The 17,128-nt window shown below is 34.2% G+C and carries 12 protein-coding genes; 1 reads left to right on the forward strand and 11 read right to left on the reverse strand.

Translation table 11 applies throughout. The features are described from left to right. Positions 1-114 precede the first annotated feature (114 nt). The 3 genes from pruA to FPG59_RS07340 form a co-directional block, all read right to left on the reverse strand. Positions 115-1,743: an L-glutamate gamma-semialdehyde dehydrogenase gene (gene pruA / locus FPG59_RS07330; protein WP_086453973.1), complete on the reverse strand. Its 1,629-nt coding sequence runs from the start codon at positions 1,741-1,743 to the stop codon at positions 115-117. Positions 1,744-2,029: 286 nt separating this feature from the next. Next, positions 2,030-2,416: a Co2+/Mg2+ efflux protein ApaG gene (gene apaG / locus FPG59_RS07335; protein WP_086453974.1), complete on the reverse strand. Its 387-nt coding sequence runs from the start codon at positions 2,414-2,416 to the stop codon at positions 2,030-2,032. 82 nt (positions 2,417-2,498) lie between these two features. Then, entirely contained in the window at positions 2,499-3,749 is a 1,251-nt protein-coding gene (locus tag FPG59_RS07340; RefSeq protein ID WP_086453975.1) for a DUF5103 domain-containing protein, read from the reverse strand. Between the two features lie 165 nt (positions 3,750-3,914). On the opposite strand from FPG59_RS07340, the gene FPG59_RS07345 reads away from it, so the two are divergent. Further along, positions 3,915-6,725, forward strand: a complete 2,811-nt coding sequence (locus tag FPG59_RS07345) for a pitrilysin family protein (RefSeq protein WP_086453976.1) — start codon at positions 3,915-3,917, stop codon at positions 6,723-6,725. A 52-nt stretch (positions 6,726-6,777) separates the two neighbouring features. On the opposite strand, the gene FPG59_RS07350 is transcribed toward FPG59_RS07345, so the two are convergent. The 8 genes from FPG59_RS07350 to FPG59_RS07385 form a co-directional block, all read right to left on the reverse strand. After that, positions 6,778-9,684 carry a DEAD/DEAH box helicase gene (locus FPG59_RS07350; RefSeq protein ID WP_086453984.1) on the reverse strand — a complete coding sequence of 969 codons (2,907 nt, stop codon included), beginning with the start codon at positions 9,682-9,684 and terminating at the stop codon, positions 6,778-6,780. Positions 9,685-9,795: 111 nt separating this feature from the next. Continuing rightward, positions 9,796-10,560: a class I SAM-dependent methyltransferase gene (locus FPG59_RS07355; RefSeq protein WP_086453977.1), complete on the reverse strand. Its 765-nt coding sequence runs from the start codon at positions 10,558-10,560 to the stop codon at positions 9,796-9,798. Between the two features lie 49 nt (positions 10,561-10,609). After that, complete coding sequence (locus tag FPG59_RS07360) at positions 10,610-11,023, reverse strand: GxxExxY protein (protein ID WP_086453978.1); 414 nt, start codon at positions 11,021-11,023, stop codon at positions 10,610-10,612. 68 nt (positions 11,024-11,091) lie between these two features. Next, positions 11,092-11,910, reverse strand: a complete 819-nt coding sequence (gene map / locus FPG59_RS07365; protein WP_086453979.1) for a type I methionyl aminopeptidase — start codon at positions 11,908-11,910, stop codon at positions 11,092-11,094. Positions 11,911-11,953: 43 nt separating this feature from the next. Beyond that, positions 11,954-13,342: a TolC family protein gene (locus FPG59_RS07370; RefSeq protein WP_086453980.1), complete on the reverse strand. Its 1,389-nt coding sequence runs from the start codon at positions 13,340-13,342 to the stop codon at positions 11,954-11,956. Further along, on the reverse strand, positions 13,342-14,688 hold the full coding sequence (locus tag FPG59_RS07375; protein ID WP_086453981.1) for an HlyD family secretion protein: 1,347 nt from the start codon (positions 14,686-14,688) through the stop codon (positions 13,342-13,344). The genes FPG59_RS07370 and FPG59_RS07375 overlap by 1 nt, the downstream gene beginning before the upstream one ends. Before the next feature lie 2 nt (positions 14,689-14,690). Then, positions 14,691-16,358, reverse strand: a complete 1,668-nt coding sequence (locus FPG59_RS07380) for a peptidase domain-containing ABC transporter (protein WP_086453982.1) — start codon at positions 16,356-16,358, stop codon at positions 14,691-14,693. 5 nt (positions 16,359-16,363) lie between these two features. After that, complete coding sequence (locus FPG59_RS07385) at positions 16,364-17,035, reverse strand: TetR/AcrR family transcriptional regulator (RefSeq protein ID WP_086453983.1); 672 nt, start codon at positions 17,033-17,035, stop codon at positions 16,364-16,366. Between the last annotated feature and the right edge of the window lie 93 nt (positions 17,036-17,128).

Genomic DNA, 17,128 nt, shown 5'->3' on the forward strand with positions numbered 1-17,128 from the left:
ACATATTTAATATAAAATATTCAAAAAAGCCGAATCTAAAACTTTAGATTCGGCTTATTGGTATTTACTAAAATGCTTTAAAGACTTTTGACTTTAAAACTTTAGGACTAAAAACTACTCTCCTAAAAATGGGTATCTGTAATCAACTGGAGTTACAAAAGTTTCTTTGATGGTTCTTGCAGAAGTCCAACGCAATAAGTTTTGCATAGATCCTGCTTTATCATTTGTTCCTGATCCTCTTGCTCCACCAAACGGTTGCATTCCTACAATTGCTCCTGTTGGTTTATCATTGATGTAGAAGTTACCAGCTGCGTTTTGTAATTTCACAGTAGCTTCTTCAATAGCATATCGGTCTTGACTGAAAACAGCTCCTGTCAAAGCGTACTCTGATGTAGTGTCTACTAATTCTAAAGTTTCTGCCCATTTAGCATCTTCGTAAACATAAATAGTTACAACTGGTCCGAATAATTCAGTTTCCATTGTAGCGTATTTTGGATTGGTAGTTAAAATAACCGTTGGCTCTATAAAGTACCCTTTTGATTTGTCATAATTTCCACCGATAATTACCTCTGCATCTGCATCAGCTTTGGCTTGGTCAATAGCTTTCGCCAATTTATCAAATGAACCTTCAGAGATTACCGCAGTGATAAAGTTGCTCATATCTTGTGGCGATCCCATTTTCATTGATTTTAAATCAGCTTCTAATTCAGCTTGTACAGCTGGCCATAAACTTTGCGGAATGTACACGCGTGAAGCAGCGCTACATTTTTGACCTTGATACTCAAAAGCACCACGTGCTATACCTGTGCTAACTTGTTTTGAGTGAGCAGATGGGTGCGCAATGATGAAATCTTTACCACCAGTTTCACCTACAATACGTGGATATGTTTTGTATTTGCTGATATTAGTACCAATTTTTGCCCAAATATCATTAAATACTCCTGTAGATCCTGTAAAGTGAACTCCAGCTAAATCACGGCTAGCCAATAAGGTTTCGGTGATCATTCCTGAGTCTCCCATTACCATGTTGATAACACCATTTGGTAAACCAGCTTCTTTAAAAATTTGCATCAATAAGTTGGCAGAGTACACTTGAGTTGCTGCAGGTTTCCAAACTACAACGTTACCCATTAAGGCCGCACTTGTAGGTAAGTTTCCAGCAATTGCTGTAAAGTTAAAAGGAGTAATGGCGTATACAAATCCTTCAAGAGGTCTGTATTCAACACGGTTCCACATATCAGCAGTAGATTTTGGTTGCTCGTTGTAAATTTGTGTCATGTACTGTACGTTGAAACGTAAAAAGTCAATTAATTCACAAGCGGCGTCAATTTCTGCTTGGTATATTGTTTTAGACTGTGCAATCATTGTTGCTGCATTGATCTTAGCTCTGTAAGGACCAGCTAATAATTCTGCTGCTTTTAAGAAAATTCCAGCGCGTTGCTCCCAAGCCATTTTAGCCCAGTCTTCTTTAGCTTCAAGTGCTGTTGAAATTGCAGCTTCTATATGTTTTTTTTCGGCTTGGTGATATACCCCTACAATATGCTGGTGGTCATGAGGAGCAGACATTTTTTTAGTGTCTCCTGTTCTAACTTCTTCGTTTCCTATATAAAGAGGAACGTCTACTGTAGCGTTCCACATTTCGGCGTATGCTGCTGAAACCGCTGCTCGTTCTGGCGAATTAGGGGCATAGCTTTTTACAGTTTCGTTTACTGCATTGGGTACGTGAAAAAATCCTTTTAACATGTTGATGTTTTTATTGGGTTAAAAATAGTGTTGTATTGTTTTTAAACTAAAAACAAAAGTACAAAGGTTTCTTTAAAGATTTGATATTTTTTAAAGTAATCTAAAGCATCTTGTTGTTCTTAATCTAGATTGTAGCCCTGATAGTAATGGAAAGCTTTTTATGATGGAAAGCCGATTTTGCAGCGCTAAAAAAGCGACTGCAAGAAGCTCTTTTTAGGGCTAGCAAAACGTGCTTGACACTTAAAAACTTGAAATGGATAGCAGGATGTGCTCCTAAGTAGATATATTAATTAAGTGCAAATGGTGCACAAAGTCTGAAAGCAGGAACTATTACTTTGAAATTTCTAGTTGAGGTAAAGTTAATCATGTTGAAGTGCCCTTTCATAGCTCCATACGGTGATGATAGCAAGCAACCTGAACTGTAAGTGTGTTGTTCACCTGGTTTTAATACTGGTTTTTTTCCAATAACGCCTTCGCCATCCACAATTTCAATATCGTTAAGAGAATCAAAGATTTCCCAATGACGTGAAATTAATTGTACTGAATCTTTACTGTGGTTTTCTATGGTAATTACGTAACTAAAGGCAAAATGAATCTTGTAGTTCTTGAAGTAAGTGCCTTCAAAACTAGTTAAAACTGAAATTTTTATGCCTCTTGTTATTTGAGAAACCATATATAATGGATAAATACGTAATTATTATTGACAAATTTACAAAAAAATGATCTACATGCGGCTATATGATAAAAAGATTTTTCTAGTTAATTATATTTAGTGAGTTGGCTACTCCTTTGCCTACAACGCGCTCATACCTATCAATACCTTCTCTATAGTAAACTAATATGGTGTACTCATTTTCAGTTTGATAGAAATTACCATCTACGTTATTTTCGAGGTCAATTATACCCTTATCATCGGCAATAGTGTATTGAAAATTAGTGAATCCTTGCTTGATTAAAATTGCTTTTTCGTATCGACCATTTTTTGGGTTGTATTCCATTTTATACTCGGGAGTCAATGCATAGTTGTTGAACATTCCTGTAACGTAAATACTTTTTTTTAACTGAAAAGCAGGCGCAGAAAGGTTGAAGTATACCCAAGCATAATCGGCCTCTATTTCACTTTTTTGGGTGTTAATGTTTTTTACTACAAAGGTACCATTAGCATCTTGAGTAAAAAGGTAAGGAAAGTTACCACGAGCAGGACTTGTATGTAAAAGGGTGCCGTATATAGGAGTGCTAGAATCTATTCTGGCAACGTTATTACTGGCTGATCGGATGTCTTTGTTTTCAAAAAATAAGAATTCATTTCCAGCCCAAAACTGCGTTTCGGTATCGTATTTATAAACTAAATCATTGCCTATTGTAAACTGCGGTGGGATATTTTTTAAGGCTGTTTTGAACTGAGCATTTTGTAAAATAAGCACTTTTACATTTTTTATAGGGTTTTGAAAGGTGATTGCACTGGATTTAATGCTAAAATCAAGATTGTGCTTGGCGTCATTACTTTGTACAGTTCTTGCTCTTTTTATTTGTAAAGGAACCGTAACAAGGTCTTCATAGAGAATGAATTTTCTAGAAAAAACTACCTCCTTATTATCATCGGTAATTTTAAGGATGTAGTTTCCACTAATTTTAAGGCGTTGTGTAAATTGGTTTGGAAAAGCTAATTTGTAATGAGAATAGATTTGTAAGGCGTTGAAAGAGTTGGTGTGATCTTGTATTCTTTGATTGTCAAAGCCGTCTAGGTATTCAATTTTAGGGATAGGAGTGGGATTCCAGTTGTAATCACAGTGGATGATTTCATAGTAATAATTAGCCTCATTGCCGTAAAGATCATCAAATTCTAATTGAAATCCTTCGCCAAGTTTTATGAACGGAACGATATTTTGATCGTTTTGGATGAATGAAACAGTTTTTATGTGGTACGGTGGATCAATTTCTTTTTCGGGTTGTGCTTGTACAATAGTTCCCAATAAGAGAGCAATAAAAACAAAAAATTTATTCATTTTATGGTTTTTTTATTTTGGTAAAGATAAGAATAACCTTTGTGTTATTCCATTATTAGCAACTGTTTTAGCAATTTCTTTCGTGTGTAATTTCTGTTAAATAAAATATAACTAAGCAATAAATTAGTAAGATTGTATTATTTTTACCCTAAACTAACAAAACTTATGAAAAAAATCACAAATTTGGTTCTGGGTATGATGTTGTTTCCAGCGGCTGTTTTTGCACAGCAAATGGATTTTTCAACAGCAATTCCCTTAGACCCTTCGGTCAAAACAGGAAAATTACCTAACGGGTTAACGTATTACATCAAGAAAAATGCCAAACCAGAAAAGAAAGTAGATCTTAGACTGGTTGTTAATGCAGGTTCTATTCTTGAGGAAAATGATCAGCAAGGATTAGCGCATTTCATGGAGCACATGTGCTTTAATGGAACTAAGCGTTTTCCTAAAAATCAATTGGTAGATTACCTTCAAAGTATTGGGGTTAAATTTGGACAACATTTAAATGCATACACTAGCTTTGATGAAACGGTATATTTTTTACCAATTCCATCAGATGATCCTGAAAAATTAGAAAAAGGATTTCAAATCATTGAGGACTGGGCTTTCAACACTGTTTTGACACCAGAAGAAATTGATAAAGAAAGAGGTGTTGTTCTTGAAGAATATCGTTTAGGTCTTGGCGCTGGAAAAAGAATGATGGGTCGTTATCTTCCTAAAATGATGCACGATTCAAAATACGCTACTCGTTTGCCAATTGGTCAAAAAGAGGTATTAGAAAAGTTCAAACATCAGTCCTTAATTAATTTTTACAAAGATTGGTACCGTCCTAACTTAATGAGTGTTATTGTAGTAGGTGATATTGATGTAGCCGAAATGGAGAAAAAAATTGTTTCTCACTTCTCTTCTTATAAAAATCCTGCAAATGAAAAACCAAGAAAAGTATTTGAAGTTCCTAATCACAAAGAAACTTTTGTAGCTGTAGAAAGCGACAAAGAAGCATCGAATACACAAGTACAATTATTGTACAAAGATTATGCTGCACCTAAGAAAATGGTAAATCTAGGTGATTTTAAAAATTACATGATCGAGAATTTATTTGCAACGCTTTTAAATACGCGTCTTGATGAATTGACCAATTCTGCAACACCACCTTTCACTTATGGGTATTCTTATTATGGTGGTACTTTTGCAAGAACCAAAAAAGGATATCAATCTGTGGCAATGTCATCAGAAGACAAGCAACTAAGTGCCTTGAAAACATTGGTAACAGAAAACGAGCGTGCTAAGAAATTTGGATTCACACAAGGAGAGTTAGACCGTGCTAAGTCTGAATTTATGGCTTCTATTGAAAAAGCATACAATGATAGAAGTAAAACGAATTCAGAGAACTTTGTTGGGGAGTTACAAGCAAATTTCCTTGAAAACGAGCCAGCTCCAGGAATTGAATGGACTTTTCAAACCTTTAAGCAAATCTTACCGATGATTGATCTTAAAGATGTAAATGGGTTAATTAAAGAGTACGTTAAAGAGGATAACCGAGTTATCATTTTAACGGGTCCTGAAAAAGAAGGCTTGAAGAAAGTAACAGAGCAAGAAGTATTAGCTGCAATAAAAGTGAATACTGACGAATTAAAACCTTACGAAGATGCTGCAGTGGCTACTAGCTTGCTTAGAAAAGAGGTAAAAGCGGGAACAGTGGTAAGCAGAAGTAGTAATGATAAATTGGGTACAAAAACCTTAGTTCTTTCCAATGGTGCTAAAGTGACGTATAAAAACACCGATTTTAAAAATGACGAAGTGCTTTTTGAAGCGGTTAGTTTAGGAGGGTCTAATTTGTATTCGAATGAAGAAATGAAAAAAGTTCAGTTTGCCAATGGAGCACTTGCTGAGGCTGGTTTCTCAGGATTAAAATTGAACGATATAAATAAATTCATGACGGGTAAAATAGCGAGAGTGAATCCTTATATTAGTGGGATTACCGAAGGTTTAAGAGGTTCTTCAACACCTAAGGATTTAGAATATCTTTTCCAAATGACTTATGCTTATTTTACAGATTTAAATTTTGATCAAGAAGCTTTTGAAGGCTTTAAGCAAAAACAATCAAGCTTTTTCAAAAATATGGCTTCTACGCCACAAAATTACTTCCAACAGGAGTTTTATACTTATTTGAACCAGAATAATCCACGCTTTTTTGGAATCATGCCTACTGATAAATCATGGGCTGATACCGATTATAAATTGGCTTACGAAAAATACAAAGAGCGTTTTGCAAATGCTGCTGATTTTGAATTTTTCTTCGTAGGAAATGTTGATGATGCAACAATCGAAGCTATGGCTACAAAATATATTGCCTCATTACCAGCGAATGATAAAAAAGAAAAAGCAGTAGATTTAGGATATAGAATGTTAAAAGGCGACTTGAAAAAAGTAGTAAATAAAGGAGCAGATCCAAAGAGTAACGTGACCATCATGTTTTATGGTGATGCTAAATATTCTGCTAAAGATGCTATGAGTATGCAAGCTTTAGGGGAAGTACTTACTATTAAACTGGTAGAGCAATTGCGTGAAAACGAAAGTGGTGTGTATGGTGTAAATGCTAGAGGAAGCATCAGCAAAATGCCTTACGGATCGTATAATTTTTCGATAGGTTTCCCTTGCGGACCAGAGAATGCTGAAAAGTTGACTGCATCTGCATTGAAAGAACTTCAAAACATTATTGACAAAGGACCAGATGAGAAAGATATTGCTAAATTCAAAGAAGGTGAATTAGCCGATTTTAGAAAAGATAGTAAAGAGAACCGTTTTTGGTTGTCTAACTTGACAAGATCGTATTTAAATGCATCTAATCCTGAAGATGTTTTGAAAATGGAAGAAATGGTAAATGCCGTTACTGCCAAAGATATTCAGAACATCGCCAAACAATATCTTACTAAGGATAAAGTGATAGGTATATTGATGCCAGAGAAAAAATAATTTTTTAGTCTTAAAACTAAAACCTGCTATTTCATTGAAGTAGCAGGTTTTTTTATGCCAATATAAAATCTAAATTTTCTTCAATATCAGGGCTGATGTGGTTTTCATCAAGTAGTGCATCCGAAAGCAGTTTTTTGTTTTCCTGCAAACGAATGATTTTTTCCTCGACGGTATTCTTGGTAATGAATCGAACGACATTTACTTTGTTCAACTGTCCAATACGATGAGCCCGACCAATTCCTTGCTTTTCAGCAAAAGGATTCCACCATGGGTCCAAGAACAAGACATAAGAAGCTTTAGTAATATTGAGTCCCACGCCACCCGCTTTTAAGGAAATGAAAAACAATTTTGAGCGCTCTTGTTCTTGAAATTTTTGCACTTGATACGCGCGTTCATTTTGTGGAGTTGCACCAGTCAATTCACAAAAATCAATTTTGTTTTCGATGCTCCATTTTTTATAAAATTCCAAGTTGGATACAAACGAACTGAATACTATCGTTTTTTGATTGGATTGCACTAATGTTTCCAAATATCGGGTCACCGCAATATATTTCCCAGAATCAAGTTCTGATTTTTTATCAATCATTTTAGGATGATTGCTCAATTGCCGTAAGCGCATCAACGTATTGATAATATTGATTTTGTCAATGCCAGAACCATCAGTTTTTAAAAGTGCGTTTCTTGCTTTTGACTTTTCTTCTTCGTACAATTTCTCTTGTTCGGGTTCCATATCACAATAGAAAACTTGTTCCGAGAGTTCCGGTAAGTCTTTTAAAACTTGTTCTTTCGTTCGGCGTAAAATAAACGGACTGACTAAATTTCTTAATTCTGACAGACTGTTTTCGTCTTGGTTTTTCTCGATTGGAATTTTGTAATGCTCTGCAAAAAAAGCGTAACTCCCCAAAATATTCGGATTGATAAATTGCATTTGTGACCACAAATCGTCCAATGAGTTTTCGATAGGAGTACCACTCAGAGAAATTTTATGGCTAGTTTGAATTTGATTTATGGCTTGAAAAATTTTCGAGTTTTTATTTTTGATGTATTGACTTTCGTCCAAAATCAAAAAACGAAATTTATACTTTTGTAAAATGGAAAGATCTCTCGCCACCACCGCATAACTCGTAAAGATCAAGTCGTATTTTTCTAATTTTTTAGAAATTAGTTTACGCTCTTGTCCCACATATTGAATTCTCCTGAAATGAGGCGTAAACTTTCTAGCTTCGTTGTACCAGTTGAACACCAAAGAGGAGGGAAGCACAATCAAAGCTTTTAGGTATTCTTTGGCTACAGGAATTTCATTGCCAAACAAATCGAGTTGTATGTTTTCGGCTTTTTCAAAATCTAATTTTTCTTGTACAGCGACCAGTGTTGATAGGGTTTGCAATGTTTTTCCCAATCCCATATCATCGGCCAAGCAAGCGCCTAAACCATTGTTGTAATGTTCCAAAAGCCATTGTACGCCTACTATTTGGTACGGTCGCAACGTGGCTTTAACCAAAGGCGAAGGTTGGTATTGAACCGTTTCTTTTACATGCAAGGTCTGTTTTAATTGCGGGATGTCTTCAAAAACACCAAAATTACTTTTGAGCACTGCCATAGTTCCGTTGTTGATTTTAGCCAGCTTAGCCATAGCTCCGTAACGCGTCATCCATTCAATGGGAATTAAAAAATAATTCCCATTGGGTAAGAGAAACAAGCGATTTTGGCTTTTTATATTCGGAATCAAGTCGCTGAAATTGAATTTAAAATCATCACAAACTACAGTCATTTTAATATCAAACCAATCGTTTTGTATGGTGTTGGAGAATGTAATGGTAACTGCATTATTATCAATATTTTTTCCGTCGATTTTAAGATTCTCTAACGAAAAACCTACTGATTCTAATTTTACACGATTTTCTAATGCCCATTGCACACAAGCGTAGGTGTCTTTTTGTTCTGGTTTTTGCAAAAGTCCAAAAAGCTGATTTTCTTGTTTGCCAAAACCAAGCGTTTGCAGGGATTCCGTAAATTTATCCTCACCTTGACTGCGCTTGTATTGGATTAATTTTATGTTCTCTAAGTCTTTTAAATCAATTTCAGTATGCGTATTTTTGGTTTTAGTGGCATCAAAAACGTATCCATCATAATCAAAAGAAAGACTGATGAAATAGGTGTTTTTAAAAAAATCATGCACCAATTGTAGGTTGCAAGAACGAATACTGGTTTGGGTAATCACCTCAAACCCCGTGGCGCTAATATCTACTTTTTGGGCAATGTCTTTAATGAATTTTTCAAAATAGTCGGGTACTAATTTCGAAGGAATTTCGACCGTTTTTTTATTTAAAAAAGGGGTTACTTTTTTGGAATTGATGCTTTTTAACGCATACAGTTTATGGTGTGAAACCAACCATCCCGGTTCGTCTAACAACAATGTTACTGTTGTGTTCGAGGGATAAAAAGCAAGGTCATTTTCCTTTAGTTGTAAAGTATATGAAATTCCGTTTTCGTGTTTATCAAAATGCAGTTCGGTTTCTAAAGCTGGATTTTGAGTGCCAATACGACTGATACGAAAATCTTTTTCTTTACCTAATTGAAACGAAAGCGGAAAATCATGTTCGCGAACTAAAGCATAAAAGGATGCTAATTGCAGTTGTATGAATTGTGTAATTCCGAATTTTAATTTCTCGTCTTGCAATAAGTCCTCAATCTTCTTGGCAGCTTTACTTTTTGTTCGGTATTTTTTAAACAAGACTTCTGGTTGCAAGCTTTCGCAAATGCTAAGTGTTTTTTGCGTTGCAAGCGGGAGTTTTTTTGTCTCAACGCCCATACTCTGCAGGACTTCTGAACTTGCTTTTTTTTCTAAATACGTGATAGTATCCACATGACCAACTACATACGAAGTAGGGATATAGCAATTGAGTTTCGCTTCAAGACTAAGATCAAAGCAAAACTGGAAATGATTTTCGGGTTCCAAAAGCAATACGTTATTTAATTATTTAGTTTTTTTAAACAAAGATTCCACAAATTTACACAGATTAATTTGTGCTAATTTGTGGAATCTAACTCGGCTTTTATTTTACAATAATTATTTAAAACAAACTGGGATAATTTCTCCTTTGGCCAAACAGTATTTTTCGACTAGTTCAGGAGCAATTTTGTTAGTGTAATCCTCTTCAACAACTGTAAAACCTATGCTTCTTAATTTGTCAAAATAATCACGACCGTAAATGCGCACGTGGTCGTATTGGCCAAATATTTTGGCACGTTCTTTCTGGTCGGTAATGCTGTCATCCGCAAAAGTTACGTCTCTTTTTAAATCCTGCGGAATTTGTAAAATAGCCATTCCACCTGGTTTCAACACACGATACAATTCCTGCATCGCTTTGGTATCGTCTGGAATGTGTTCCAAAACGTGGTTGCACAAAACAACATCGTATTGATTGTCCTTGAAAGGCAAATTGCAAATATCTGCTTTCACATCTGCCAACGGCGAAAACAAATCGGTGGTGGTATAATCTAAGTTTTTTTGTTTGCGAAACAATTTGTAAAAAGCTTGTTCAGGAGCAAAATGCAAAACTTTTTTTGGCGCTGTAAAAAAATCTGTTTGTTCGTTGAGGTATAACCACAACAAGCGATGTCTCTCTAATGAAAGCGTACTTGGCGATAGCACATTGTTGCGTTGCGTTTCGTATCCGTATGGTAACATCGATTTAAAGCTTTTGCCGTCAATAGGATCAGTGAATTTATCTCCTTTAAGAGTAAAGGCTATTATAGGGCGTGCAACATAACTCAAACGAATTAAAAGCGGACGCGGAATGGTATTGAGGATGGTTTTGAAAAGTCTTTTCATAGTTTATTACACAGAGATTCACAAAGAAGTCGCAGAGATTCGCAAAGTTTTACAATTCTCTAGCGGTGTTAATGAATCGTTTAATATTGTTTTTTAAAATTTTTGAATTATAATTGATTAGTAACCCTAGAGGATATTGTCCTAATTTCAAATATGTTAAAATTTGAGCAAAATGTACCGAAGTAAAACTTTCAACAGTTTTCAATTCGACTACTAGTTTGTCTTCAATTAGCAAATCAATTCTATATCCATGATCAATTTTTATTTCTTTATAAATAATTGGTAGCATTACTTCTTTTTCAACTTTAAAACCTGCTTTTTTTATTTCATAAAAGAGACATTGTTGGTAAGCTGACTCTAATAGGCCAGGGCCTAATTGTCTATGAACTTCAATTGCTAACCCTATTATTTTATAAGAAAGTGATTCTAAATCAGCAGGAATTTTTGATAGTTCTTCTTCCATTTGGTTACCATTGTTGAATAGAAATTTGTGAATCTCTGCGATTTCTTTGCGAATCTTCGTGAAATAATTTACATCACCAATGGCACTTTTCTAAATTCATCTTCTTCATTGCTCACAATTCCCAGTTCTTTATAGATGTATGCAAAAGTGGATAAAATTTCAGGTTTTCCATCGATAATGGCTACATCGTGTTCAAAATGAGCTGATGGTTTTCCATCGGCAGTAGTTATTGTCCAGCCGTCTTTATGTTGTTTGATGTTGCGGGTTCCCATATTGATCATCGGTTCTATGGCAACCACCATACCTTCAATAAAAAGTTTACCACGACCTTTTTTACCATAATTTGGCATTTCTGGATCTTCATGCATTTTTTGGCCTAAGCCGTGACCTACCAGCTCACGCACTACACCATATCCATGTGCTTCGGTATATTTTTGAATAGCATTACCCACATCTTCCACACGATTTCCTAGACGGAGTTCGCGAATTCCTACGTACAAGGATTCCTTTGTAACTTGTAGTAATTTTTTTGTTTCTGGTGCCACTTCTCCAATTTCGAAAGAGTAGGCATGATCACCATGATATCCGTTTTTGAAAGCCCCGCAATCCACTGAAATAACATCACCACTTTCTAATGGTTTGTTGTTTGGGATTCCATGAACTACTTGTGAGTTTGGACTCATGCATAATGAATTAGGAAAACCGTACAATCCTAAGAAACTTGGTACTGCGCCGTGATCACGAATAAAGGCTTCGGCAAGTTTGTCTAAGTATAATGTTGTTACACCTTCTTTGATCTCAGAGGCAATCATTCCTAAAGTTTTGGATACGATTAAGGCACTTTCGCGCATTAATTCTATTTCTTCACGTGACTTTGCTATAATCATAATTTCGAATTTTCAGTTGGCAAAAGTACGATTTTATAATTATTTAATCCGGATTGGCCATAATTTTAAACAGCTCCGAATTTGAAATGTAAAAGCGGTTTTCCAATGCTATTTTTGAGAGTTGCGCACTCACTAAATTGTTCTCTCTAGTATTGATTAAAAACAGTGAGCTTTCGCCAAAAGAAAACAAGCGTTCCTCAGAGTTGAGCATGGTTTGATTGTCTTTTACCAAACCTTTTATTAATTCCTTTTGTTTTAATAAGGATTCAATTTCTGTCTTTTGAGCATTAATCTTGTTGGTCAATTGTACTTTTTCAAGATTTAAAGCAAACTCAGTTTCTTGTACTTTGAATTTAGCTAATTTAAGGCTACCTCGTTCTTTTCTTAAAAATAGTGGAAAGTAAAAATTCAATCCAATTTTGTAATCTTCAAAACGATAATTATCTATATAACTTGGTTCAGAAAGATAGGAGTAACCGATGTCAATTTTGGGTAAAAGCATGTTGGCTTTGAGTTTTTGATCTACAGTTAACATATCAATCTTACTTTCAAGGGCGTTAATTTTAGGATGATTGGTTATGGAAAAGTCTTGATTAACTAGATCATTAGTTCTTAAACTTTCCTGAATGGTAAATTCTAATTGACTTTCCGGAATTAAATCTTCAGCTAGTTCGAGCGGAATGTTGTTCTCAAGCCATAAATAATTAGAAAGTTCTAATTTGGCTTTGGTAAGTTTTAATTTAGAATCTTCAAGACTTAAAGCTCTATTTTTTACAATAATTCCTGCCTCAACACTATCTATAGCGGGCTTGTCACCTTGAATAATTAAAGATTGAATTCCTTTAAATCGTATTTGAGCATTTTTATTGTATTCTTCATAAAGTTCTACTTCATTAAAGTTTCTTTTCCAATTAAAATAAGCCAGAGAAGCATCATAAAGAACAGCAATTGCTTCTAATTTTCGCTCTGCTTCACTAAGTTGTAATTGCATTTTTGCTTTCCTCACATCGGCCATTCTTTGATTAATAAGAAGACCTTGACCTAATGGAACCGTAATTCCAAGAGAGGTAAGCCCTTGATTAGGTACTGTATTTTCGGGATTCAGGTATATGCCTTCATTGTTATCAAATCCAGCTTTAATTTCAATACCATACCAAGTAGGGATTTTAAAGCTGCTGTTTAAAATAGAATAATACTCTTTGTCTTTGAATTGTTTATTGCTAAAATCGACTTCTATTTTTGGATCAAAGCCACCTCTTGCCATCATTAAGTTAGCTTGTGCTTTGCTTATCTCAAGGTTAGCATTTTTTACTAAAGGATGGTATTTTTTTACGTAACCTAAAAATTCAGTGTATGTGAATTCCTTTGAAACCGTAGTTTGTGCAGATAATGTGATGCAAAAAAATAAAAACGCTACTAGTATTTGTTTCATTACTTCTTGTCTTTTGTAGGCTGTGCAGCTGGTTTGTAATAATTAGGTGGAAATCCGTTGAGTGTTCTCCAAAGTTCAAACCATACAGGAACATTGTTAAGTAAGGCTAGGGTTTGAGCACCAGCTCCTATACTTAATTGTTTAGGCCACTTATCTTCGTTTTCATCAGGAGCAATTAGCACTCGGTATTTACCGTTTACACTGATGAAATTTTCAATGGCTACAATTTTCCCACCAAAGGTTCCATAAGACATATTAGGCCAACCCGAAAAGACAATTGTAGGCCATCCATCAAACCAAACGCGTACTTTTTCACCTTTACTCAAAAGTGGTAAATCAATTGGGTTTACAAATGTTTCTACAGCAATATCATAGGCAGATGGCATAATAGTAGCAATTGGGGTTCCCTCTTTTATGGTTTCTCCAATACCAGATTGAATAGCTCTGTTGACATAGCCGTTTTGAGATGCTTTGATATAATACATACCGTTTCTGATACTGTAGTTTGCATATTGATTTTCTAACTTATTCACTTGAGCATCCGTATCAAACTGGCTGCTTAAAGCAGTAAATTTGTCACTATTAGCTTTTGATGCTTTTTCTGCATACTCAGCACTAATTCTGTTAATTTCTACTTTTGCATTTATAAATTCATTTTTACTAGTCAAGTATTTATTTTCTTGCGTAATAATCTTGGCTTCAACTTCTTGTAATTTCAGTCTTTTTTCTTCAATATCTGTAAGTGGTTTTAATCCTTCTTTGTTTAAAGCAACCGAACGATTATATTGGGTATTAGCAATTTTTAATTGTGTTTTTACCGCCACAAGATCAATGCTGTCACTTTTAATTTTTAATACTGCTTGTTTAATTTTGTTTTGAGCTTGTTCTAGTTTAAGCTCTTTTTCTCGTTCTATAGCCTCTATTTGTCCTGATAAAGTAGTCACTTTTAAACTGTAAGATTCTAAGGATTGTTTTTTTGCATTGATTTGGTTCCTAGTATTTTGTACTAAGTTTGGATCCATGTAATCTTCCTTAATCTCGGATATAAAAACTATGGTATCTCCTTTTTTTACATAATCTCCTTCTTGTACGTACCATTTTTCAAGTCTACCGCTAATAACACTTTGTATGGATTGCGGTCTCTGGTCTGGTTTTAATGTGGTAACACTACCGCTTCCAGATATGTTTTGTGTCCAAGGTAAAAATAAAGCGATGACTCCAACCACTGAAACCGCAGCAATAATCTTATTTAAAATTTTGTAATGAGGTCTATTAGCCAAGTTATGTACCGTTTTGAAACGATCAAAGGACGGCAGTTTTGTTTTATTTTCGGATATGTTTAGCATGCCTAATTATTTATTAAATCTTGTTCTATTATACCGTTATTCATGATAATTACTCTAGAGCATTTCGTTTTCCAGTATGGATTTTTTGATGATACTACAATGGTCCATTTGTGTTTTTCTGACGTTATAAAATCTATAATTTCCTTTGCAACTGCAGCATCCATTTTATCTGTAGGGTCTTCATAAAATAGAATTTTAGGTTTATGTACGATGCTACGAGCTAATAATACCTTTTGAGCATTAGAGGATGAAAGTTGTTTTCCTTCGGGGAAAATAGCAGTATCTAGTCCATTTGGTAAGGATTTTATAAATGAAGTAAGTTGTACACCATCAATAGCCCATCTTAAATCATCGGCACTGATAAATTTATCATTAAAAGTGATGTTTTCTTGTAATGTCCCTTCAAACGGAGTTTCTCCCGTGATGATAGTTCCTATTTGAGAACGATATTGTTTTAAGTTTATCTTTTTAAACGTATCGTCATTGATAAACAAAGCTCCCGATGTGGGTTGTAATAAACCCGATAGGATTCTAATGATGGTAGATTTTCCTGATCCGTTTTCACCTTCTATAGCAATGCGTTCTCCTTGTTCAATATTTAAGGAGAGGTTGCTTAAGATTTCTGTAGGCGAATCTGGGAATTTAAAATATACTTTCTCCATTTCAAGAGATATTTTATTGTAACATGTATCACTAGTAAATGGTAATTCTTCTTCAAGTTCAAGATCAGTTACTTGTCCTATTTTTTCAATAGAAGTAAGAACATCATAAAAAGTTTCAAGTCCTAAAATTATTTTTTCTACAGAGTTGATGACTAGTAAGATGATGATTTCTGCAGCCACAAATTGACCGATGTTCATTTGTTGTGATAGCACTAAAAAACCACCTATAGAAAGTAAACTGGCCGTGATTATTATTTTAAAAATAATTAACTGGGTAAATTGTCTTTGTATAATTTTAAAATGTTTTTCACGATATGACAAGTAATCACTAACTAAATTGTCATTTTTTTGCAATCCAAAATTGTAATTTAAATCGTTTTTAAAACTGTAGCTGTTTCTGGCCATTTCTTGAATCCAACTTGCCACTTTATATTTGAATTTCGATTCTTTTAAACTCGTTTCAAGTCCATATTTGTACGAAAATTTAAATATAAAATACAGTAATAAAAATAAAAGTGCTCCAAAAACAATGAAATAGGGGTGGTATAATGACAATAATATAATACCAAAAACAATTTGAAGTAAGGCAGCCGAAAAGTCAATAAGCAATTTAGAGGTGCCTTTTTGAATGGCTAAAGTATCAAAAAAACGATTGGCAAGTTCTGGGGGATAGGTGTTGTATAGTTCTTCTATTTTTATTTTGGGTAAACGAGCGCCAAAATCAAATGAGGAACGTACAAATATTTTTTGTTGTAAGTTTTCTGTGATTCGGAGTTGCATTAAAGATAAAAGCCCTACTAAAGCTACTCCAAAAACAACTAATACAATTAACACAATCCAGGAGGCGCTTACTCGTCCAGATTGAATAAAATTTGTAATAGCTTGAATACCCAGCGGAAGAGATAAGCTTATTAATCCAGCAAAAATGGCATAGAAGAAAATTTGGTAAACATCCTTTCTATCTAAGGCAAGTAAATTATAAAATCGTTTTAATGGTGTTTTTTTCATAGTTTTTATTTTGCAATTTTTTCTACTAGATCTATGTAAAAATCTGTTGGTGAAGTGGTTTCATTACAATTTGTTATGGTTTTTAAATGGTCTTTTAAAAAATGTTGGTGCAAGGCTCCTTCAACAATAGAGGAGGCTAAGCTTTTAGCAAAAGGATAATCCTCATTTATATCCTTAATCATTTCTATCAATCTATTAATTACTCTCTTGTAAACTAAAAAGAAGCCTTCTTTGTTTTCTTCATCAACTTCTTTAGTGAGTAGTGTTTTTGTAAACTCTGCAACAATAATTTTGTTCAAAACACTTTCATTGATATGCGTTGTGGCGTAATCATCCTCTATTTTTTCGGTAACAATAGTGATCGCTCTTTTTAATCGGTCAATAGGAATAAGAATATTATTTGTAGCAAATACTAGTTTGTACTCAATCCATCCCCAGTACCATGAAGAAAGGTAAAGGAGTAGTTTGTGTTTGCTTTCAAAATAGCGGTATATAGAACTTTCATTAGATCCTATTCGTTCTCCCAGCTTTTTGAATGTAAAATTTTCAAAACCTATTTCATCAATAAGCAAAATACTGTTTTCTATTATTTTCTTACCTAAAGTGGAAGTTTCGGGATTTTTCACAAACAATTTTTCGTTGATTGCAATACTAATATTTGATAAAATAGCGTCCATAATGGTTGTTTAATCTCAATTTTAATATGATCAGTTTCAATTTATGTTGGTTTTAAAAGTTAACTTTTATACCAAAATTCAAATTTTTCATAT

The sequence above is a fragment of the Flavobacterium sp. FPG59 genome, assembly GCF_002150205.1.
In the GTDB taxonomy this organism is placed as follows: Bacteria; Bacteroidota; Bacteroidia; order Flavobacteriales; family Flavobacteriaceae; genus Flavobacterium.

Bases quoted from the DNA above. Each gene is read 5' to 3' on its own strand.
- FPG59_RS07370 (WP_086453980.1), bottom strand. From the start codon at position 13,342: ATGAAACAAATACTAGTAGCGTTTTTATTTTTTTGCATCACATTATCT.
- FPG59_RS07340 (WP_086453975.1), bottom strand. From the start codon at position 3,749: ATGAATAAATTTTTTGTTTTTATTGCTCTCTTATTGGGAACTATTGTA.
- FPG59_RS07355 (WP_086453977.1), bottom strand. From the start codon at position 10,560: ATGAAAAGACTTTTCAAAACCATCCTCAATACCATTCCGCGTCCGCTT.
- FPG59_RS07345 (WP_086453976.1), top strand. From the start codon at position 3,915: ATGAAAAAAATCACAAATTTGGTTCTGGGTATGATGTTGTTTCCAGCG.
- FPG59_RS07360 (WP_086453978.1), bottom strand. From the start codon at position 11,023: ATGGAAGAAGAACTATCAAAAATTCCTGCTGATTTAGAATCACTTTCT.
- FPG59_RS07380 (WP_086453982.1), bottom strand. From the start codon at position 16,358: ATGAAAAAAACACCATTAAAACGATTTTATAATTTACTTGCCTTAGAT.
- map (WP_086453979.1), bottom strand. From the start codon at position 11,910: ATGATTATAGCAAAGTCACGTGAAGAAATAGAATTAATGCGCGAAAGT.
- FPG59_RS07385 (WP_086453983.1), bottom strand. From the start codon at position 17,035: ATGGACGCTATTTTATCAAATATTAGTATTGCAATCAACGAAAAATTG.
- apaG (WP_086453974.1), bottom strand. From the start codon at position 2,416: ATGGTTTCTCAAATAACAAGAGGCATAAAAATTTCAGTTTTAACTAGT.
- FPG59_RS07375 (WP_086453981.1), bottom strand. From the start codon at position 14,688: ATGCTAAACATATCCGAAAATAAAACAAAACTGCCGTCCTTTGATCGT.
- pruA (WP_086453973.1), bottom strand. From the start codon at position 1,743: ATGTTAAAAGGATTTTTTCACGTACCCAATGCAGTAAACGAAACTGTA.